24 protein-coding genes are annotated in these 18,358 nt (G+C 57.5%); 6 read left to right on the top strand and 18 right to left on the bottom strand.

Features of this window, described 5'->3' with window-relative positions:
- Positions 1-47 precede the first annotated feature (47 nt).
- From GFS31_RS19745 to GFS31_RS19660, 18 genes are all read right to left on the bottom strand, one after another.
- On the bottom strand, positions 48-452 hold the full coding sequence (locus GFS31_RS19745; RefSeq protein WP_198808388.1) for a four helix bundle protein: 405 nt from the start codon (positions 450-452) through the stop codon (positions 48-50).
- 56 nt (positions 453-508) lie between these two features.
- Positions 509-3,730, bottom strand: a complete 3,222-nt coding sequence (locus GFS31_RS19740) for an ATP-binding protein (protein WP_198808387.1) — start codon at positions 3,728-3,730, stop codon at positions 509-511.
- A gap of 68 nt (positions 3,731-3,798) precedes the next feature.
- Positions 3,799-4,227 (bottom strand): EVE domain-containing protein, encoded by a 429-nt coding sequence (locus GFS31_RS19735; RefSeq protein ID WP_198808386.1) that lies wholly within the window; start codon positions 4,225-4,227, stop codon positions 3,799-3,801.
- 430 nt (positions 4,228-4,657) lie between these two features.
- A complete protein-coding gene (locus tag GFS31_RS19730; protein WP_198808385.1) occupies positions 4,658-5,203 on the bottom strand; it encodes a hypothetical protein in 546 nt (181 codons plus the stop codon).
- A 631-nt stretch (positions 5,204-5,834) separates the two neighbouring features.
- Positions 5,835-7,031, bottom strand: a complete 1,197-nt coding sequence (locus GFS31_RS19725) for a M23 family metallopeptidase (RefSeq protein WP_198808384.1) — start codon at positions 7,029-7,031, stop codon at positions 5,835-5,837.
- The gene (locus tag GFS31_RS19720) at positions 7,012-7,419 is read right to left on the bottom strand and encodes a hypothetical protein (protein WP_198808383.1); all 408 of its coding nucleotides are present in this window, start codon (positions 7,417-7,419) and stop codon (positions 7,012-7,014) included. Before GFS31_RS19720 ends, GFS31_RS19725 begins: the two co-directional genes overlap by 20 nt.
- A complete protein-coding gene (locus tag GFS31_RS19715) occupies positions 7,416-7,952 on the bottom strand; it encodes a hypothetical protein (protein WP_198808382.1) in 537 nt (178 codons plus the stop codon). Before GFS31_RS19715 ends, GFS31_RS19720 begins: the two co-directional genes overlap by 4 nt.
- The gene (locus GFS31_RS19710; protein WP_198808381.1) at positions 7,945-9,240 is read right to left on the bottom strand and encodes a hypothetical protein; all 1,296 of its coding nucleotides are present in this window, start codon (positions 9,238-9,240) and stop codon (positions 7,945-7,947) included. Before GFS31_RS19710 ends, GFS31_RS19715 begins: the two co-directional genes overlap by 8 nt.
- Entirely contained in the window at positions 9,237-9,479 is a 243-nt protein-coding gene (locus tag GFS31_RS19705; RefSeq protein ID WP_198808380.1) for a hypothetical protein, read from the bottom strand. Before GFS31_RS19705 ends, GFS31_RS19710 begins: the two co-directional genes overlap by 4 nt.
- The gene (locus tag GFS31_RS19700; RefSeq protein ID WP_198808379.1) at positions 9,463-10,122 is read right to left on the bottom strand and encodes a hypothetical protein; all 660 of its coding nucleotides are present in this window, start codon (positions 10,120-10,122) and stop codon (positions 9,463-9,465) included. Before GFS31_RS19700 ends, GFS31_RS19705 begins: the two co-directional genes overlap by 17 nt.
- A gap of 14 nt (positions 10,123-10,136) precedes the next feature.
- On the bottom strand, positions 10,137-10,295 hold the full coding sequence (locus GFS31_RS19695) for a hypothetical protein (RefSeq protein WP_198808378.1): 159 nt from the start codon (positions 10,293-10,295) through the stop codon (positions 10,137-10,139).
- The gene (locus GFS31_RS19690; protein WP_198808377.1) at positions 10,295-10,468 is read right to left on the bottom strand and encodes a hypothetical protein; all 174 of its coding nucleotides are present in this window, start codon (positions 10,466-10,468) and stop codon (positions 10,295-10,297) included. Before GFS31_RS19690 ends, GFS31_RS19695 begins: the two co-directional genes overlap by 1 nt.
- A gap of 12 nt (positions 10,469-10,480) precedes the next feature.
- Positions 10,481-10,654, bottom strand: coding sequence for a hypothetical protein (locus GFS31_RS19685; protein ID WP_198808376.1), 174 nt, complete (start codon positions 10,652-10,654; stop codon positions 10,481-10,483).
- 9 nt (positions 10,655-10,663) lie between these two features.
- Positions 10,664-10,885, bottom strand: coding sequence for a hypothetical protein (locus GFS31_RS19680; RefSeq protein ID WP_198808375.1), 222 nt, complete (start codon positions 10,883-10,885; stop codon positions 10,664-10,666).
- Positions 10,886-10,895: 10 nt separating this feature from the next.
- Entirely contained in the window at positions 10,896-11,090 is a 195-nt protein-coding gene (locus tag GFS31_RS19675; RefSeq protein WP_198808374.1) for a hypothetical protein, read from the bottom strand.
- On the bottom strand, positions 11,087-11,248 hold the full coding sequence (locus GFS31_RS19670) for a hypothetical protein (protein ID WP_198808373.1): 162 nt from the start codon (positions 11,246-11,248) through the stop codon (positions 11,087-11,089). The genes GFS31_RS19675 and GFS31_RS19670 overlap by 4 nt, the downstream gene beginning before the upstream one ends.
- Complete coding sequence (locus tag GFS31_RS19665; RefSeq protein WP_198808372.1) at positions 11,245-11,445, bottom strand: hypothetical protein; 201 nt, start codon at positions 11,443-11,445, stop codon at positions 11,245-11,247. Before GFS31_RS19665 ends, GFS31_RS19670 begins: the two co-directional genes overlap by 4 nt.
- A gap of 66 nt (positions 11,446-11,511) precedes the next feature.
- Positions 11,512-12,000: a hypothetical protein gene (locus GFS31_RS19660; protein WP_198808371.1), complete on the bottom strand. Its 489-nt coding sequence runs from the start codon at positions 11,998-12,000 to the stop codon at positions 11,512-11,514.
- A 330-nt stretch (positions 12,001-12,330) separates the two neighbouring features.
- Here GFS31_RS19660 and GFS31_RS19655 point away from each other — a divergent pair, with 330 nt between their 5' ends.
- The 6 genes from GFS31_RS19655 to GFS31_RS19630 all read left to right on the top strand — a co-directional run bounded on the left by GFS31_RS19655 (position 12,331) and on the right by GFS31_RS19630 (position 18,346).
- Positions 12,331-12,543, top strand: a complete 213-nt coding sequence (locus GFS31_RS19655) for a ribbon-helix-helix domain-containing protein (protein WP_225907732.1) — start codon at positions 12,331-12,333, stop codon at positions 12,541-12,543.
- Positions 12,540-13,124, top strand: coding sequence for a hypothetical protein (locus GFS31_RS19650; RefSeq protein WP_198808370.1), 585 nt, complete (start codon positions 12,540-12,542; stop codon positions 13,122-13,124). The genes GFS31_RS19655 and GFS31_RS19650 overlap by 4 nt, the downstream gene beginning before the upstream one ends.
- Entirely contained in the window at positions 13,117-13,341 is a 225-nt protein-coding gene (locus GFS31_RS19645) for a hypothetical protein (protein WP_198808369.1), read from the top strand. The genes GFS31_RS19650 and GFS31_RS19645 overlap by 8 nt, the downstream gene beginning before the upstream one ends.
- Positions 13,342-13,343: 2 nt before the next feature.
- Entirely contained in the window at positions 13,344-13,922 is a 579-nt protein-coding gene (locus GFS31_RS19640; protein WP_198808368.1) for a hypothetical protein, read from the top strand.
- Between the two features lie 857 nt (positions 13,923-14,779).
- Positions 14,780-17,944, top strand: coding sequence for a plasmid replication protein, CyRepA1 family (locus GFS31_RS19635; protein ID WP_198808367.1), 3,165 nt, complete (start codon positions 14,780-14,782; stop codon positions 17,942-17,944).
- 117 nt (positions 17,945-18,061) lie between these two features.
- Positions 18,062-18,346, top strand: coding sequence for a WGR domain-containing protein (locus GFS31_RS19630; RefSeq protein WP_198808366.1), 285 nt, complete (start codon positions 18,062-18,064; stop codon positions 18,344-18,346).
- Positions 18,347-18,358: the final 12 nt, after the last annotated feature.

Below are 18,358 nucleotides of genomic sequence, written 5' to 3'. Positions count from 1 at the left end.
TTGGGAGACGCGGAGAGGAGGAGACGGGGGGATGCGGGGACGGGGCGTTAGGTGGGGGGACGGTTAGAGGGCGTTGGGCGGATAGTCCATTGTTCTGGCTTGGAGATCATAGCAACAAGCTGACTCAGGATTTCTTCATACTGTTGGTCTAGGCGCTCGGCTTGGGCATCGGTCAAATATTGACAGCGCCGAGCAATTTCTAGCCAGGTTTGGGTTTCAGCCGCTTCGCTTTCTGCATCGCTCAGTTTGCTGACAAAAGCAGCAGGATATCGCCGTTTCCGCCAGCCTTCTGAAATATTCGCCGCCACCGACCGAGATGACCGCCGCATCTGATCCGTCAACGAATACCGCTCCTCTACCGGAAACCGCTTCGTCAACTCAAAAATCTCCATCGCCACCGCCATCGCCCCCTGCCAAACCCTCAACTCCTTAAACGTCCGAATACTCCCCATCTCCCTTCCCCTTATCCCCCGCTCTCCCCATCTCCATATCTCCCCCTCTCCGTATCTCAATACACCACCCGGACATGGAGATTCATCCGCTCCACCGGATTTCGGGATAGCGCCTGCTGAAGGGCTTTGAATTCTGGGCTATTGGGGGCAATGGGGGGCTCAAACTTGAACTTAAGGGTGAGATTCAGGTTCGCCTGTACATTCGGCTGGTTCAGCAGGCCATTGATGGTGCTAAAGAAACTCTGAAAGCCCTTCACATCCCCCTGGTACTCCAGCCGGATAAACTGCTGCCCGGTCTGGATGGTGATCAACTGCTCCACCTCCAGCGAGTAGCGCACCAACAGCGGCAGGGTCGTGCCCATCTTGCGATAGTCCACCATATCGGCAACGGTGAGGGTCATGGCGGTGATGGCACGGACCTGATGATCCGTTGTCCAGTCGGTGAGGTCGTTGAACACCTTGCTGGGGCTACCGTCTAGATCATGCTCTGTAGGTTTTTCCAGCAGTGAGGGATAGGTTCCTTCGCCATCGTTACCATTGCCCGGTTTTGGATCACCCCCACGGGGATAAATCACCGCACTACAGCTTGCTTCGGCGACTTCACCATCGCCATAGTCCGCTACCAGGCGAAACTGGGTTGTGCGGGTAATTTGGGCTTCGTAGGAGTCAGAAGGTAGAAACTCTCGCTGAATGAGTTCTCCATCCTGGTACAGGCTCACCTTCAGCGCTTCTTTGGCCCGCCAGCGCACCCGGGCCGTGCGTTCCTCACCCCCCCCAGCCAATACCTGGGCATCCAGCTCAATCACCCTCGGCTCCGGTGGCTTAAGAATGCCCCGCCGATAGAGTTCCATGCGTTCCGAGAACTCGATGGTGTCTGGCGGCGAGAGTGGGGCATCCGTTTTGATAAACAGCCGTTCGCCCACCTTCATATCCCACTGGCCTTCCTGCAACCCTCGCCGAATCGTATCTCGCAGTTTTGCGACCTCCGCATCCAGCAAAATATTAAGGCTGAGGTCTTTGGCAAACTGCTCCCGCAGCGCCTTGGTCGTCCAGTGATCAATACCCGGTGGCCATACCTTTTGCAGAATGTAAGCCGGGGCATAGGCCGCCGCATCTTCACCCCGCACCTTGGCGCAATCCTTCAGAGCCTTCAGCACCACATCCTGCTGATTGCGGTTGCCCTTCACGGTGCTGGCATCCTGGGCCGGGAGGGGATAGTGCATCAACCCTTTGGGGGCTTTCACCGGGTCATTGGCGGGGTAGAACAGGTGACGGTAGGCGTTGGTCAGGGCGATGCGTACCGCCAGATCCAGTTCCCCCTCCTTTTGCTTAATCTGATCTTGCTGGCTTTGGGAGAGGTCATCCATGCGGTGTTGGCTCCGAAGGATGGCCCGCACCGCCTTATATTCGCGGGTGATGTCGATGGCCCGGTCGAGTTCTTGGTCGTTGGCCAGCAAGAACAGAAGCCGATTACGGAAGGTACGAAACTTGCCCGACTCGCCTGTGTTGTTGAAGATTTGCTCAACCAAGGGCGGTGGGCCATCGGTGGAGTGGCTAATCTTGGCCTCGTTGAAGTCGATCACGCACAGGGCCAGGGTGCTGGGGTCGTCATCGACATCGTGGGCACCATCGGGGCTAGCCACCAGTTGAAAGAACTTGGTGGCAAAGATGGTGTCGCGCCGAGTTCGTAGTTCTTCCTTGGCCTCGGTCAGACCAATCTGCTCCTTCTCCTCGGCAATAATTTTGTTGATCGATGGCTCTTCTTTGAACCGAGCTAGGGAGGTGATCGGGTCTACATCCAGATACCAGGCCACACCGCTCAGCCGCTCTAGGGCACGATCCACAAAGCCAATATCTAGCCCTGGGGTCAGCAGCGACAGGTTCAACTCCGCCCGCCGAATCCCCGACGAGATGCCCTGGGTGAGGGAGTGGAGGAACACCGTGCGCCCGACCCAGGTGGAAAAGGGCGGCTTGCCTGCGCTGAGCCATTCCTGGTCTTGCAGTTGGGCATGGGCCTCTCGACCGTTGGGGTTATAAATGTCTGCCGCAATGGGCAACCGCATCTGGGGCCGCTGAAGCCGCGAGGTGAGGTCGCTGGTAATTTCTTCTTCTAGGCCCACGGGCAGGTGGTGGGGATGGATTATCGGCATCCGAGTCTCTGGGTGTTGCCACAGGTAGCGCACCACCCGCGCAAACAAGCGCAACGCCCCCCTCGTGCGCTGAAATTCAGGAATGGAGGCAATCTTTTTGGTCAGCAGGTTAAACAGTTCGGGATGGAAGGGATAGCTGTTTTCAATGGCCTGGGCATAGGTGGCATCCTTACAACCATCAGGCAGGTTGACTCGACTCGCCCGGAACGCTTGGAGGTAGTCTTCGGAAGCTTTTTCTGCCGCCTCAGCGCTAATGCTGGCAAACAATCGCTGGCGTACGATGTTGTAAACCTCGATATCCGTACTGGGGCTCAGCACCCGCTCCTGCCGTGCCGAGGCCCGCATCAACTCCTGCTGAATCTCCGCCGTTTCCTTGGCAAAGGTGTCAGTCTCGGAGGCCAAGGAATAGACAAACACCAGATTGTTACAGGACGCCGCCTGATCCATCAGCGAGAACAAAAAGGCCACCACCTGCTCCGCCAGGTTGCTTTGTCCAATGGTTTTAGCCTTAGCCGCCCGCAGATGACGGGCAATCTCGTCCAAAATAATCAGGGTCGGCTCTTTGCCCACCAAACGGTCAATCACCGACGTACCGGGGCTAATCCGGTTTTCATCGGCCCCTCGCAGCAGTTGATAGCCGTCAATGCCGCCAATCTGGTAGGCCATCTCACCCCACAGGGTATAGGTGGTGATGCCCGTCTCAGGATGATAGACCCCACTCTCAGGGTCTAAGTCTCGCCCATCTATCGCCGCCACCTGAATAGGACGATCTGGAATCAGCGACAGGTCATCCACAAAGCGGTTTAGCCCATCAATCTGACGCCCATGTTTGGCCAGGTGCCATAGGGCAATCTCATCATGGGTTTTGCCGCCCCCAAAGCTAGTCTCTAGCCGAATCACCGGAGAGCCAATCAACTGCCCCGTCAATCGCCCAAAAACCTCCGTAATCAGCGTCTTGAGGCCATCGGTCGGGAACGTATTCGCCAGAAACAGCTCAGGCCGCTGGTAAATCTGAGGAGCCTTTCCCTCCACCACAGGCCGCAGCTTGGCGGCAAATAAGTCCAGGGAGAGATCCCCAGAGCGGATTTCATCTCTGGGGATACAGGTGTCAAAAACAGATGGCAGCATGGCAAAGTCAATAACGCTTAAGCAGATGGAGGTTCAAGGCTCTTCCTAAAGAATGCCCTAGATAGCCGTCAGATCCCCACCGTCAACTCATAGACCCGCTGCCACTCCGCCGCCGTCACCTTGAAGTTGGTGGCATTGGGCTGGCGCAACACCGTCAACGACTTCAGCACTGGGTCTTGCTTGAGTTCACTTCGCAGCAGGGGCCGCTCTAGCAGCTTGTCGGTGAACCGCAGGGTCGCAAAGGGCTTCTCTCCCAGCCGGGAGGTATCCAACCAGTAGCCGACGTCGGGCAAGTCCTTCATCAGCTTAGGGGCTTCGATCATCTCCGCCTTGGCATAGACCCCGGCATTGGCCCCCGCCATCCACACCAACACCCCATCTCCGGGCTGCATCTCCTTGGCATAGCGCGTGACCAGCCAAGGCATCTGGGTAAAGTCCCGAATGCCGTCCAGGATGCGGTAATACTTTGGATTTCCTTGGAAAAGCCAGTAGGCCATGGGCGCGTTATCCCCAGAACATCCCCAGAACATCCCCACAGCAAAACCAGGCACTCGGAATGCCTAACGACTATGGGTTTATCGAAACAACGACCAGGGGAACGACCATCTCACAGGTCTGGAACGACCTCAGACTCAGTGAGCTTCACTCCATTCAGAGTACCCAACTCCAACAGCGGAATCACACATTACAAAACTAAATATTCTGACCCATGGAAATCCTGCTTTTTCTAGGGTTTCAGCCTGTCACCACCGCAGACCCAGCCCAGATGCGCGACGGCTACAGGGTCATCCTCCTAACCATGCTTTGTCTCAATTGGGCATGAGTCGCGATATCGGACAGCTTAGATAACGCTCACAGGGTCGATGACCGTGGCGCGATGGGGCTAACGATGCCCTCAGCACAGGGTAAGGGCATCGTAGACGAGCGCTAGGCCGCCACGCTAGACTCCAAAGCCGCAATCATCATCGCCTTAGTCAAGTCGCGGTTCTTGCCCCGTGCATTTTTCCACCGAATCCCGACAGCGGTACATTCCCGACGGAGTTGTGCGGTGGTCATAGTGCAATAGTTCAATGCCTCCACGTCTGCCCCATCCACGTCCTGGACATCCGGCAGAATGGCCTCAATCGCGGTAATAGCCAAGTCTACCCCGGTCATCTCGGCAGCAACCTCCAGCAGTTCAGCCAAGCTAGGCAAATCGTCTACGGATTCGGATGGGGCCAGAGCAGGGCTCATCTGGTCATCCACCCAATGCTGAACCAGAATGCGGGCCGTCTGACCGAGGGCAAACGCAATCACAGCCCCGATGTAGAGACACCACACCGCAATCTTGATCGCCCGTACCGTGCGGGGATGAGTGAGCAGGGCATAGATGCGATGCACATCACGACGAGCCTTGCGGTAGCAGAGGTGAGCGGTATCAACGGCGCTGTTGGCGGTAATCGACAGAAGATCGAAGTAGGACAAAGCTTGCATGGTCGTTAATCCCGTGTAGAGGTTGGGGTTTGGTTTGGTCTTGGCCGCTGTTCAGCCCGTCACCCGACTTGGTATCCCGCTGGGGGGCGGTGCTGTGATGTGGGGCGGTGGGGTGTGCCCGTCACAAAAATCAGTATGCCCATGATATTTTGAATTGTCAACCCCTGGCGCACACCATTCTGGCTAGGGTTAACTCCTGCACCTTGATCTGTGAGCGATGCCCTACAACCCCCGTAGTCGTGACAACTTGAAGCCTCGTAAGCGCTATTACGAAGAAGCGAAAAAACGCCATGAGGTCATGGTGACACCTGAAGGCTGGGACGGGTTTAAGGCACTCGCCACAGCCCACGGTCTATCGGCCAGTGAGTTGATCGAGCAACTGGGACGAGGGCTGATCGAGATCGAGGGCACTCAGGACGATGGGCGGAGGGACGAAGGTTAAGGCCATGGGCCTTGCAGGGCCAAAAATGCACAAGACCTGGAGTTAATCTGCTAGCGGATCTCCGCCATTTGGCTTAGGATCGCGAGACCAAGCCCCGTTTGGGGCACACTAACTCTAGCGAAACCACTCAAGAGACTTACGAGAGCGACCCCATCCAGCAGCGCTAACTGGGTGGGGTTTTGTGTCAGGCTATCGACGTAGCTGCTCTAGAACGGCATTCACCCGTCGCTGCTGGTCGGCAGGCACATTCATGGGTGGCCCACCCTTGGCTCTGCGACTGGCATCAAGCGCTGCGGTACGGGCGGTGATGAGTTGTTGGGGGTTGGGGTCTGCGGTGGGCAGTTTATCGACAAAGCGCTTACCCGCATCGGGGGATTGGGTATACCCGTCTAACGCCGCAACCAGGGCCGCTTGGGATAGGGGTTGCCCAAACTTAGCCTGCGCTTGAGATTGGATGTCCTTTTCAGCTTGGCGTAGGGTGCCTAGCCAAGACTGGTCAGCAGCTTCCGTCGATGGGGCGCAGTGCTGATAGGAGAAACTGCCTTGATTCTGGCACCGTCCCTGCCAACCTGGATCGCGATGGCCGAAGAAGGCTTGAGTGGGGTTGCCGTTGGCGTCGCGGGTTCCTTCGGCTCGTCCAATGGCGCGTTTGAGGAGGTCATCGGATAGGGATTGACCTGGTGCGGATGCGGATGCGGATTTAGCCTCGTTCCGCTGGATGGACTCCTTAGCCCAGGTCTGCGGATTCACCCAGGCTCCGTTGCGCTTGATTTTCCAGTCCAGGTGCGGCCCGGTGCTGACGCTATCGGTCGGTGAAACTTTGGCCACCATCTGCCCAGCCGTGACGATATCGCCCACCGCTACAGTGATGGAATCAACGTGAACCAGTTGATGCTCCACCGCCCCTTGCCAGTCGGTGCCCTGAATGTGAACTTGATAACTTGCTCCATTGGTGGATGTGCCAATCTTACGAATCGCACTGACGTGGCCCGCGATGGGACTAGCGACATCGGCCCCGGCACAGCCCCCGACTCGACAATCAAAGTCCACGCCACCATGGGGGCCATAGCGGCGTTGGTTGCCCGTTTCAGGCCCAAAGCTTTGACCAAAGGCAGGCTGGTAGGCCACTAAGTCTTGCAACGACTTCCCGACGATAGGCGAGGCGAAGGTTTGGCTAGCAGGATTGATAATGGCGGCACGTCGTAAGGTCAGGCGTTCGTTGGTGTCTCTATCGAGCATGACCCAGGCAGAGGCACCAATAACGGCCACGCAACCGAGCTTGAGCGCCACATCACCTGCCTGAATTACCGTGCCAATCACCCAGCGCCAGGTGGGCGGCAGCTCGCTCCAGTGGGGTTTGTGTTGGCTAACGTTGGAGTTCTGCACGAGTTACGGTTCCTTCCTGTACAGTGATGTCAATGGCTAACCCATTGGTCAGTAGCCAGCGGTACCCCCCTTCCCCTAGGGCACAGGCCGGAGTACCCAGGGCAACCAGCGTAATGACTTCGGACTCACCTACTAAGGCCCGTCGTAGGTCGCCCAAAGCCGCATCAAGGTTGAACGAATTGGGATTCACGTCGGTGCATCCTGCCAACCTAGGGTCATCGGTGGCCACCCGGCGAGCGTCACGGTCGGCCCTATCTCGGTAAGCATTGAAGGCGTTACGACCATGGTGAATAGGATTCCAGAGCTTGCCCCGCCCTGGCTCTAGCAAATCCAAAAAGGCTATCCCTGCTACAGCCAAGGCGAGGATGGCGAGGTGGCGGGTTCTCATTCTGCAACCTTCACCGCACGGGTGTAGGGCCGCACTTCGATGGGTTGACCGATGCGTTCTTCCCCGGTCAGCACCTTGTGAGCGCTTCCAGCAATGCTCTGAGTCGGCACCACCAACATCGCCCCGAAGTTGGTGCCCGCGACGACCGGATTCCAGATGTCGCCATTGGCTTTGACGGCGTTGCCTTGCAGGATGTTGAGTCCAGCCGCCAACACAAACAGCCCACCCCACACCGAGATGAAGGCACCGCCCATCGTTTGCAGGGGATAGTTCCGTAGGCAGCTTAGGCCAGAGCGCAACACTGGAAAGATGCTCCAGGGGTCGGTGGCAGGCGTAATCACAAACACGGGCTTGCGCTTACCTTGGGTCGCATCAAACCAGCCCCCGTCCTGGATGTTGGACTGCATCGTATTGCGAGGGGCAAGCTGGATAGAGCTGCGCCCTACCGGGCTAGGCGTAATGTCAATCACTTGGGCATCCATGGTCTGAGGGCTACGGGCGGGGGTAATGGCAGACGATGCGGGCTTATTCATGAGTGGAGTTCTCCTCGATGATGGATTTGATGCGGTCGTACAGTTCAGCCCCCTGCTGGTAGCGCTGGCCTTTGTAGCCCAACACATCCTTGATGATTTGGCTACGAGGCATCCCCTGGTGCAGGGCATTGGTTACAGCCAAGATCAGGGCCAAATCGGGGGTATTTTGACCCTCGACGAACTCGCTAACGGGCGTTTGGGGTAAGGCTACAGCTCCCGTGTGGTCTGCGGTTGGGGGATGTTCAGGCTGAGTTCGATGGGCATAACCCAGTTCTTCGGGTTCGAGTTTCGGCACTTCATAAGCCACCATCGGCAACCACTCGTCCAGGGCACTGTGGTAGAAGACGGCACCTTTGGGGCTGAATGAGCGCTCGAAGATGGCAGGGTCATCGATGGCCGGGATGGTCTTATCCGAGGCCCGCAAAGATTCCAGGTGCCCCTGGCTGGTGGGAGTCTGCAAGGTCAGCAGGTCGAAGGTTGAGCGCATCCCACCACTCACTCCAATATCCCCGACGAGGCTGGATTGGGTCATGGCCCACAGCGCCCGGTCGTCCGTCTCGCCTGAGGACAACTCCATGACGAGTTGAGGCTTGAGGAACGCCTCATACCAGGTCTTGAACGTCACCTTGAGCATGGCCAGTTCGTCAATGATCAAGACCTTGGGCCGCTGCGGGATTTGTCGCCACGCAAAGATAAAGTCCTGCATCTGTTCCTGCGTGGCCTCGATAGCTTCCTTGGTTTCGAGTTCATCGGCCATGAACCCCAGGACGTTATCGGCATCGGCCCAATAGCCCCGTTCCTTGGGATGATACTTGGGCTGAATCACCCACACTGCCGCCCCCTTAGCCTGGGCTTGGCGGTAGGCATGGGCAATCGTGACCCCTTTCCCCACCCTGGGGTTGGCGCTAATGAGGGTGGGTCTGAGGCGTTGGGCCAGGATAGCGGCAGGATTACCGACTCGGTAGCGGTCGGGTTGACTTCCGGTGGGCATCGGAACTTGCCCGTCCCAGGCAGGGGCAACCGGAGCAGGCACGGTCTGTCGAATGGCCACCGCAGGCGCTTGCCCTTTCATGGCCCAAGCTAGGCCAGACCCCACCGAGGTGAGCCCCAACACCAACGCCAAGGGCAGGTAGGGATTCGTCACCCGGTACTCGATCTGCCCCCCGTTAGCAAAGGTTTCTAAATCAGCAGGGGTGAGATTCGAGGCTGGACGCTGCACCCCACAAAACACGCCCAACGCCGCACTTCCAAGGGCGGTATAGAGTAGGGCGTTACCGTCAAGTGTCATCGGATGAACCTCCACAGCAACCGCTGGGCAAACTTCACCACAGCCAAACTCAGCAGCAGCGCCCCCCAGGCCAGCAGCAGCACTGCCAGTAGGGGGATGATATGGCTCAACACCTTGATTAGGGCCAAACCCACAAACCCGGTTAGGGGCACCACCACAGCAGCGGCGAGGAGGGTTTCGGGGCTCTGTTGGTTTAGCAGAGCGAGTACCAGGCAGACTAGGTTAGCGACGAATCTCATGGGCCTTCACCTCCTGCGATAGGCTGTGCAGTCGTTCATGGTGTTGGGCGATGTTCTCGATGGCGATGACGGCCAAGTTCATCGGTGGGTCTTGGGGCAATGCTGGCAACGACCGGGCCAACTCCACCGCATTGACTCGAAACAAGGCCGCCTGGGCTCGGCCCCAGTCTCGTTCGCTCTTGGCCAGGTCGAGTTGAGCTTGGGCATCTCGTTGGTAACGGTTTAGAGGACAGATGAGTTGTTGTTGGTAGCAAGAATCCGTAGAGAGTCGCACAGCCCGTTCCGCTTCGGTGCGAAACCGATAGGCTTCATTCTCTAGCACTGAGCGGGCAACGTCCTCCAGCACCATCCGGGAATCGTGGTAGTTGCCCTCCATCCTGGACTGGCCAGCCGCGAGGACGTTATCCACGTTAGGGCCTGGGGTCTGGCTTTGGTAGATGCCCTCAGTACCGACTCTGGCTGATTGGGCCAAGGCAACCACCACTCCGGCCACAGCTACGACAGACAGGCCACCCACCGCCCAGTAACGACGATTCTGCCACCACGGCAAGGGGACAAGGTGGATATTCTGAATCGGGCCTTCGGGGGCGGTTTCAAGGCGTTCAGTGCGATAGTTCAGCGAGACAGGGGGCGGTACGTTCATGGCGGTGCATCCTGTTAGTAGCGCTGGGCAGTGGCCAGCATTCTGAGGTTGTCGATGTTGTCTTCGGTCGGCTCAATCCCGTAGCGTTCTAGGGCACGGGCTATCCAAAATTCGTCGGTATCCTCCCCCAGCCGTTGCAGCCAAGCGAGGGCTTCGAGGAATTGGCGCGTCATCACACGTCCTCCACAAAGCCAGGGCAGCGGCTCATGTCGGCATCGATGAAGTTGTGGGCGTTGCGGCAATACTCAATCACGGCGGGATGATTCGCTAGGCGGCAAAACCCGTCGGGGCCATCGTCAGAAAATTGGCAGCAATCAAGGCAGGTTTTGGGGTTGGTGGTAGTCATGACTAAAAGCTCCTAATTCTTGGCGAGGCGGTGCTCAGCGAACTCTAATGAGGCAAGGCCACTCAGGCGGTAATACCAAGTGCCGGACTCAGAATCCCAGCGGAAACTGGTGATGGCTCCGGTGTGGGGGCCGTAGCCCGTCTGGACGGTGCAGGTGGCCCCTATCGGAAACTGCGGGATGGGCATGACACTTTCCTAGTACACGGAACTACAGCAAACGGTGCGGACGAGGGACTCCCAAAGCTGGTAGGTCTGGCCGGGATGAATCGGGTACAGGGTAAAGGCGTATCCTAGGCACTCCCAGGGCGCAAAGGGATGGGCGCGAGTCAGTTCAAATTCCTCGTAGCCCTCAGGTTCCGTTAACGCGCCCTTAGGAGTGCGGCCTTGTAGATAGGTGGTGACGGTGACATGTTGCATGGCAAAGTTCCTATCCGTGGCTGGGGTCTAAGGCATTGATTCGTTCGGCAAACCAGGGCGCAAGTTCGCTGTCGATCTCGCAGGTATCAACCCCCGTTCGCAGCAGGCCGCGCAGTCGTTCGAGGTCATGTTCTGTGAGTTCGCCCTGGGCTTCAGCCACCTCCAGGCATTGGCAAAAGACTTGCTCTAGGGTGAGGTCAGTCATCGTGACTCATCCTCCAGCGTGGCGATGAACTGTTCAAAGTCGGCGTAGCACTCGGCCTCAAAACCGTCCTCGCTGCAATAGTCCCCAGCCTCCCAGTACCAAAGACCAAAGATTTGGGCCTGTTCGTAACATTCACGAAGGTCGTCTTGAAGGCTCATGCGGGCCACCCCTCAGAAACCCAGCCCTCGGTGGGATGCCGATAGCCCTGGGGGTTAGGGGCAAGGCGGCGGGCAATCTCAGCCTCAGTAGGGGTGAGGTGGCCTCGAATCACAAAGGGCTCACGGGCCGGGATCACAAGCACAACGATGGGCAGGGGTTCATCTAGGTCGAAGGTTTCAAACCGATTCAGGGTCATGGCTCAAGTCTCAAAATAACAACAGCGCCAGCAACATCCCGGCGAGGGCAAGGGCAATATAAACCCCTACAGATGAGGGTTTTCGGCAGGCTGTTGCGGCTTTCCCATACCCATCAACTCCTGGAAACGCGCTTCGGTAACTCGGGTCGCCGTGGTTTGCCGCTCGGTCAGAAGTTTGCTTTCCATCGCGCTGATCTGGAGCTTGACCTTGGCCTCGGCCAACATCCGGTCTAGGGTGGCCTGGTCTTTTTCGGCTTGGCTCAAGACGTCTCGCTGCTGGGCAATCTTGCTTTGCATCGCCACGTCCGCCGCCTGGATTGCCATCTGGGCCACGCTAACCAGGGCGCTAGTATCGGTCGCCTGTCCCGCTACGCCATCAAAGAATTTGACCATCGCGGCAGGGTCAAACCCCTCTGGCAACCGGGCTTCTCGGTAGTCGGTCGCCTTTAGTTCGCTGCTCTGGAAGAAGTTGGCGGGCACAATCTCGGCCTCCATCGCTGCGGCTGCGGCCTGTTGGGGAGTATCCAAGAAGTAAGCGCTTGCGGCCCTCACCATGTCAGGCGTTAGCCCATTGCTGGTATCGAATCCCTCGGCCTTGAGGAACTTGTGAACACTGCCTTTAGAAAGCTCATAAGTCCTGCAAAAACTGGAGAGAGAGATGTTTTCAACCATTTGAGAACCTCGTCTGAACAAAACCCGTTCACGGCTGAACGGCTGATAAAAACTAGGGGTCTGTGCCCTTGGTGAATCAGCAGTGGCCCACAAGGCACGTTCTATGGACTGTTCACTGCTGAACGCAGTTATAACATATTTAAGATATAAATTAGTATCTTTAGGATATACTTCAGGCATATAAAGATGTCGTTTGTTTAGGAGTCACTTGGAATGCGTACTATTGAGGCGTACTCAATGAGCCAAAAACCTGTGTCAAAACGAGTTCTGGTGACACTGCCTGATACTGTTGCCGCTGACCTTGAAGCGTGGGCTGAGTATCAGGGACGCCCTACTGCCAACCTAGCCGCATTCCTCATTGAACTTGGCCTCAGGCAAGCTAAAGCCAGCGGTGAATTTAAGACCTTGGAGGGCACCACAAAATGACTGCCAACGACAAAGCCCAACGCGCCACGGTGCAGATCGGCTCGTTGTCGGTCGATGGGTTCCAGATGCCCGATGGTAGCTACCGGATGAGCCAAACCAGTGCGGCTGATGCGGTGGGAATAGGACGACAGAACGTGTCAGACTTTTTGCGTTCAAAAGCCATCAAAGCCTTACTGGGAGAGGGTTACACGGGTCAGATTTTTGAAGTAGAGGTTGAAAACACAGAGCAGCGTAGAGGCCAAGCTCGGATCAATGCCATCCCGATTGAGGTGGTCATTGCCTACTGGCATTGGCAATCACACCGGGGCAATAAACAAGCCCTACAACTTTGCATTGCTCTAGCCACTGAAACCCTAGAACGGCGTTTTGACGCGGCCTTTGGCGTTGAGCGTAGCGAGTCTGACCGTAACCTCCTCCTAGCCCAACGCCTGCAACAGACCGAATCGGCCCTGTCGCTGTTGGGGGAAGCTTACGCCGAACCCGACCTCTTGAGGATGGAGGTTGAGCATCTCCGGCAACAGTTGATAGCTGCGGGTCTAGAACCCTGGCGGAGTCCTGATGAGGTCAGTAACGATGGCTAGTCCCAATGCACCCTTTTCCATCCTTGAGGCCACTTCAGCCCGATTGGCCATCATCACCCGGTCGCTCGATTGCACGGCAGTCGCAGTCGAAGCCAACAGCGCCCAGGTGGCCAGCCTCAGCGTGTCCATCACCCAACTAAAAACCGCCAAAATGCAAGCCCAACACGTTGAGCGGCGGATAGGCGTGGCAGCAACCTTACTGCCACGGGAGGCGTAGCCATGACCACCCAAGACAAGGCCCAACGCGCCACGATGCAGATCGGCTCGTTATCGGTCGATGGGTTCCAAATGCCCGATGGTAGCTATCGGATGAGTCAAACCCAGGCGGCTGAGTGCATTGGCAAGCCTGAAATTAACGCCCGACGGTTTTTAGACTCAAAGGGCATCAAAGCCTTACGGGGTAAAGGTTATACGCCCGACAGTGTGGCAATTGATTCGATAGATCAGAGTAGAGGTCAATCTAGGGTCAACGCGCTACCCCTGGATGTCATCAGCGCCTATTGGCTTTGGGAAGCTTCTAAGGGAAATCAGCAGGCCATCGCCCTCTGCTATGCCCTCATGGCTGAAACCCTAGAGCGACGCTTTGATGCCGCCTTTGGCGTTGAGCGTAGCGAGTCTGACCGTAACCTCCTCCTAGCCCAACGCCTGCAACAGACCGAATCGGCCCTGTCGCTGTTGGGGGAAGCTTACGCCGAACCCGACCTCTTGAGGATGGAGGTTGAGCATCTCCGCCAGCAGGTTATCGACCTCGGAGGACAACCCTGGCAACTTCCTAGCGAGGACACCCTGAATGACTAACCCACCAGCTATGACGGCCCTGTTGCAAGTCATCACTGTCCGATTCACAACCGGGCCTGGATGATCAATACTGGTGGGGATGTGATAATGGCGCTGGCCGTTGTCTTCTATCTTTCGTCACAAGGATCTTCCGTCCCTTAGGCAGAGGTGCATCCCTTGGAGCGATCCGGTAAACTAGGCCAAATACAGGAGGTGATAATGATGTGAACCGATTGGAACGAACCCTTTAAAAGGCAAAAACGATAGCTCTTCCGTGACAAGAAAACCGCTATCGCCTTGCTGACCTATTGAGAACACGCCACAGGGACGTGCCGGAGTCGTTCGTTTAAACAATTCCCCATCATCATAGCTGACTCAGATCAGTAGCGCAATAGTGCGCCCGTTTTGTTGCGCCTACCTTCTGAAATCGGGGAATCCCTGAGTTTTCAATGCCTTGGCCGATTATCGCCCCTCTGAATCTTCCCTTCGGGCCAGAAAAATCTATCTTCTGGACGAGGCTTCCGTCAGACCGGGGATGGCTACCCGCATTGATTTCCACCACGTTTGTCAACCCGCGCCATGGCCATTAGCGGCGGGGCTCTCTTCTCTTGTAACCGCACCGTCCTCGCCGGAACGTCTGGGCATGGCGGCGATGCATGGTTCATCCTCTCGGCACTGGCGGGACACCGAGGGAATAGAGGGAACAACCGCCCACCATGGCGCGAACTTAGACCCACAAGTCTCATCATGAACACTCTTTTTGGTCTCTCTCCACGGTTTGACGTCGGACTTCACGCCAGGAATGGTTTGTTCGCCTTCGGCCACCTCTCCTCTCCCATGGAGCTATCCATTGCCGCCCTATTCGTTGAGGTAGTGCGATGAAAACAGCACACCTCCATGAATGGCAACAATCCAAAGTATGGCCTGAACTGATTACCGCTAACGTCAGCAGCCTTGCAGGTGAGGCCGTCCTCGAATGCCTGGTGGGCGATAAGCTCGCAGGCTTTGGGGGCTGGTCTCAGCAGTACGTGACCGGGCCAGTGAACCAGGTGCTACGTCGCTACGAGCAATCGGTGAATGGCGGTTGGTGGGTCTCAGGACTTGACCCCCTCAACGACTGGGCACCCCTCGACTGGGGCCAGTTCAAGGCTGATACTCCCGACCTCGACCACAAAGGTAAGGCTAAGAAGTACAGTTCCCCCGAAGGCCAAAAGCCACGGGCGTTGTTTCTGAAGGTGTCCTGGCGCGTGGGCTTGAAGATTGCAACGCGCCATGGCTATGGTCAAGCCTACCGTCAACGGATGCGGACAGCCCTCGGAGACACCAGGAGCTTACTGAGTGCCGTCAAAGCCATGGATGAGGGCTTCTGGGCCTGGTGGCTGTCCATTCCAGAGGCTCCCATCCTGATTACTGAAGGGGCCAAAAAAGCAGGCTGTGCCCTCAGTGCGGGCTATGCGGCCATCGCCCTGGTGGGGGTCAATGCGGGCTATCGGGTCAAAGATGCCCTAGGCCATCCCTGTCCCCCGGAACTGGTCGAGGATGTGAAGGTCATCGCTACCCCAGGCCGCCCGGTTTACCTCGCCTTTGACCAAGACACCAAAGCGACGGCAAAGCGACGGGTGACGGGCGCACTCTTTCGATTTGGCGGGCTGTTGGCCGCCGCAGGCTATGTGGTACAGGTGGTGGCATGGTCAGCGACTCAGGGCAAAGGTCTCGATGATCTGGTCGCTAACGCAGGCGCTAAGGCGTTCCACCGAGCTATCGACCAGGCACTTAGCCTCGACGAATGGCGGCTCAAAGTGGCCCTCGATAATGCCTTGGGAAGTCTGCTGCCCTCGATGCAGGTCAACACCCGTGACCTCGATACCCTCGATGCCGCATCCCTTCCCCAAACAGGCATCATTGCCCTGCGTTCGGCGAAGGGTACGGGCAAAACCAACCTCATCGCTGATTTAGTGGCAGACGGAGACACCACCCTCGCCCTCGGACACCGCATCGTGCTGATGCGTAACCTCTGCCGACGGCTAGGGGTCAACTATCGAGGCGACCTCGACCGACTCAAGGGCGAGTTCATAGATGGGGACGGCTACACCCTCCGTATTGGCGGTTGTGTGGACGGCACCTTACTCGCCATTGACCCGGAGAAGTTTCGCGGCTGCGACCTGATTCTCGATGAGTTTGTGCAGTTGATGCGGCACCTGCTCACCAGTTCTACCTGCAACAAAGACGGCGCACGGCCTGTCCTCTTGGCCCGATTCACCCAACTGGTGCAGGCGGCTAAGCGCGTGATTGTGGCCGATGCCGACCTCGATAAACCCTGTCTCGACTACCTGGCCCACCTGCGGGGGGAAGGGGCAACCCTCTGGCTCTTGGTCAATGAGGCCAAGGTCGAACCCTGGCCCGTCACCTTCATTGAAGCCCCAGACGCCAGCGCCATTACCGCTCGACTCCTCGAAGCCGTCCAGGCCGGACAGCGGGTCTTCATCGCCACGGATTCTAAGGCAGGCAGTAAGCGCCTCGACCGCTTAATCAATGACCTTGAAGCCGCTCGGCTGAAGGTGCTGCTGCTCAACAGCGACACCAGCAGCGGTGAGCTAGAAAAAGCCGTCATTATGGATCCTAATACCACCATCACCGACTATCCCGTGGTCATTGCTACGCCCAGCATGGGCACCGGAGTCTCCATTGAAGTCGAACACTTTGACCAGGTCTACGGCCTGTTTTGGGGAGCCAGCAGCACCGATGCCGACATGAGCCAAGCCCTGGCACGAGTGCGCCAACCCGTTCCCCGTATCGTGTGGTGTGCCAAGGGTGGTCGTAACTTTTCTAAGGTCGGTCGGGAGACTAACTCAATACGACTCAAGAAGCTACTCCAGGACAAAGCCACCGCCACTGCTCAGATGACCGCCGCCAGCCTGGGAGCCCTGACCAATCACCTCACCGACTACGACTGGCTCAACCCCCACGTCCACCTCTGGGCCACCCTCGAAGCCCAGCGCAACCGCTCAATGCTGTCCCTGCGCTCAGCCCTGAAGGTGCGGCTGATCCATGAAGGACACCAGGTCACGATTGAACGACTCGACACGCACCAGGAGGCTAAACGACAGATGGCTGAAGCGCGTCTCCAAATCAAGGCTTCTGAAGCCAGAGCCACCGCATCGGCAGTCAACCTCACTGCCACCCAGGCCAAAGCCCTGGAGACCGCCGAACACCTCGATACCGACGAACGACTGGCCCTAGACAAATGGCACCTCGCCGAGTTCTATGCCATTCCCCTCGATGCCGTCACCGCTGACCTGGTGCTGCTCGACAATCACGGTCGCTATCGAGGCCAGTTACTCGAACTTGAAGCCTTCTTGTATCCCGAAACCGCCAGCGCTGCCGTGGTGCGTTCGGTAGAGCGACAGGCCCAACACCATCTCGGCCTGTGTCCCTGGGATATTTCCACAGCAGAACTCAGGCGACAGGTCAGGGTGCGACTGGGCCTAGAGGAGTGGGTAAACAATCCTAACGAATGGTTGAGCGACGATGACACCCTGGCTCAGTTTGCGGCTCAAGCCCTGGCCCTGGCTCCCCAAGTCAAAGCGGCGCTGAATGTGTCGCTCAAGCCAGAGATGCGGCCCCAGCAAATCCTCGGCCAACTCCTTGACCAGATGGGCCTGCCCACCACGTCCCGGCAGACCCGACAAGGCCACCCAAAACGCATCCGCATCTACCAGATTGACCCCGACGCTAAGGCTCAAGCCCTGGCCATCCTCAACCGTCGGGCCGAACGGCGGAACGGCAGCGACCATCAAGCCTCAACCTCTGACACACCCCCGATGGTTAATGACCATACATGGAGGGGTTGTGACACCTTGAACCTCCCTAAAACCGATGATTCGTGGGTCGGGCAGCACGTTCGGTGGGGCAGTTCCCTTGGCCTTTGGCGGGTGCTGGACACCGAAGGCGATAGCGCGACGATTCAACTCCAGAATCCCATCGTGCAGACGGTTCGCACCGTGCCCCTGACTGACCTGATAGCCCTAGATTTGGCGGGATAAGGCCCGCTGACTCAACTGCATGGAAACTCCACAGGCTTCGGATCTCGTGGGGGCACTTTAGGATGGAGCGCAAGCGGTAACGTTCTTTAGGGCTTGTGAATTAGGACGGTGGAGGCGATGACCGAGCCGAACTATGACCCCGACCAATGGCAAGAGTGGTTTTGGCAACGGGGCGACTGTATCTATGCCTGTGCGCTACGCCAGAATCTCTTTGGTGAGTGGGTGTTGCTACGAAAGTGGAGCGGTCGCCGCACGGGTAAGGGGTGCCAGCGGGAAACGTTGTGTGCTGACTTTGAAGATGGACAGCGGTTGATGCAGAACATCCTCAAGCGCCGTCGCTATCGAGGGTATGTCCTTGATGGGCACTCTGGAGTGGATCCGTCCTTGGGTGAATTAGAGTAAAGTTCGGATTTG

It is taken from the genome of Leptolyngbya sp. BL0902 (assembly GCF_016403105.1).
Taxonomy (GTDB): domain Bacteria; phylum Cyanobacteriota; class Cyanobacteriia; order Phormidesmidales; family Phormidesmidaceae; genus Nodosilinea.
Note: the sequence above shows the minus strand (reverse complement) of the source record. Positions and strands in the feature narration are given on the sequence as shown.

What these genes read in the sequence shown, in the direction of transcription:
- GFS31_RS19650 (WP_198808370.1), top strand. Translation starts at nt 12,540, where the DNA reads ATGACTGCCAACGACAAAGCCCAACGCGCCACGGTGCAGATCGGCTCG.
- GFS31_RS19685 (WP_198808376.1), bottom strand. Translation starts at nt 10,654, where the DNA reads ATGCCCATCCCGCAGTTTCCGATAGGGGCCACCTGCACCGTCCAGACG.
- GFS31_RS19705 (WP_198808380.1), bottom strand. Translation starts at nt 9,479, where the DNA reads ATGAGATTCGTCGCTAACCTAGTCTGCCTGGTACTCGCTCTGCTAAAC.
- GFS31_RS19715 (WP_198808382.1), bottom strand. Translation starts at nt 7,952, where the DNA reads ATGAATAAGCCCGCATCGTCTGCCATTACCCCCGCCCGTAGCCCTCAG.
- GFS31_RS19710 (WP_198808381.1), bottom strand. Translation starts at nt 9,240, where the DNA reads ATGACACTTGACGGTAACGCCCTACTCTATACCGCCCTTGGAAGTGCG.
- GFS31_RS19655 (WP_225907732.1), top strand. Translation starts at nt 12,331, where the DNA reads ATGCGTACTATTGAGGCGTACTCAATGAGCCAAAAACCTGTGTCAAAA.
- GFS31_RS19745 (WP_198808388.1), bottom strand. Translation starts at nt 452, where the DNA reads ATGGGGAGTATTCGGACGTTTAAGGAGTTGAGGGTTTGGCAGGGGGCG.
- GFS31_RS19665 (WP_198808372.1), bottom strand. Translation starts at nt 11,445, where the DNA reads ATGACCCTGAATCGGTTTGAAACCTTCGACCTAGATGAACCCCTGCCC.
- GFS31_RS19630 (WP_198808366.1), top strand. Translation starts at nt 18,062, where the DNA reads ATGACCGAGCCGAACTATGACCCCGACCAATGGCAAGAGTGGTTTTGG.
- GFS31_RS19670 (WP_198808373.1), bottom strand. Translation starts at nt 11,248, where the DNA reads ATGAGCCTTCAAGACGACCTTCGTGAATGTTACGAACAGGCCCAAATC.
- GFS31_RS19690 (WP_198808377.1), bottom strand. Translation starts at nt 10,468, where the DNA reads ATGACTACCACCAACCCCAAAACCTGCCTTGATTGCTGCCAATTTTCT.
- GFS31_RS19720 (WP_198808383.1), bottom strand. Translation starts at nt 7,419, where the DNA reads ATGAGAACCCGCCACCTCGCCATCCTCGCCTTGGCTGTAGCAGGGATA.
- GFS31_RS19740 (WP_198808387.1), bottom strand. Translation starts at nt 3,730, where the DNA reads ATGCTGCCATCTGTTTTTGACACCTGTATCCCCAGAGATGAAATCCGC.
- GFS31_RS19675 (WP_198808374.1), bottom strand. Translation starts at nt 11,090, where the DNA reads ATGACTGACCTCACCCTAGAGCAAGTCTTTTGCCAATGCCTGGAGGTG.
- GFS31_RS19730 (WP_198808385.1), bottom strand. Translation starts at nt 5,203, where the DNA reads ATGCAAGCTTTGTCCTACTTCGATCTTCTGTCGATTACCGCCAACAGC.
- GFS31_RS19700 (WP_198808379.1), bottom strand. Translation starts at nt 10,122, where the DNA reads ATGAACGTACCGCCCCCTGTCTCGCTGAACTATCGCACTGAACGCCTT.
- GFS31_RS19695 (WP_198808378.1), bottom strand. Translation starts at nt 10,295, where the DNA reads ATGACGCGCCAATTCCTCGAAGCCCTCGCTTGGCTGCAACGGCTGGGG.
- GFS31_RS19640 (WP_198808368.1), top strand. Translation starts at nt 13,344, where the DNA reads ATGACCACCCAAGACAAGGCCCAACGCGCCACGATGCAGATCGGCTCG.
- GFS31_RS19635 (WP_198808367.1), top strand. Translation starts at nt 14,780, where the DNA reads ATGAAAACAGCACACCTCCATGAATGGCAACAATCCAAAGTATGGCCT.
- GFS31_RS19735 (WP_198808386.1), bottom strand. Translation starts at nt 4,227, where the DNA reads ATGGCCTACTGGCTTTTCCAAGGAAATCCAAAGTATTACCGCATCCTG.
- GFS31_RS19680 (WP_198808375.1), bottom strand. Translation starts at nt 10,885, where the DNA reads ATGCAACATGTCACCGTCACCACCTATCTACAAGGCCGCACTCCTAAG.
- GFS31_RS19660 (WP_198808371.1), bottom strand. Translation starts at nt 12,000, where the DNA reads ATGGTGAGGGCCGCAAGCGCTTACTTCTTGGATACTCCCCAACAGGCC.
- GFS31_RS19645 (WP_198808369.1), top strand. Translation starts at nt 13,117, where the DNA reads ATGGCTAGTCCCAATGCACCCTTTTCCATCCTTGAGGCCACTTCAGCC.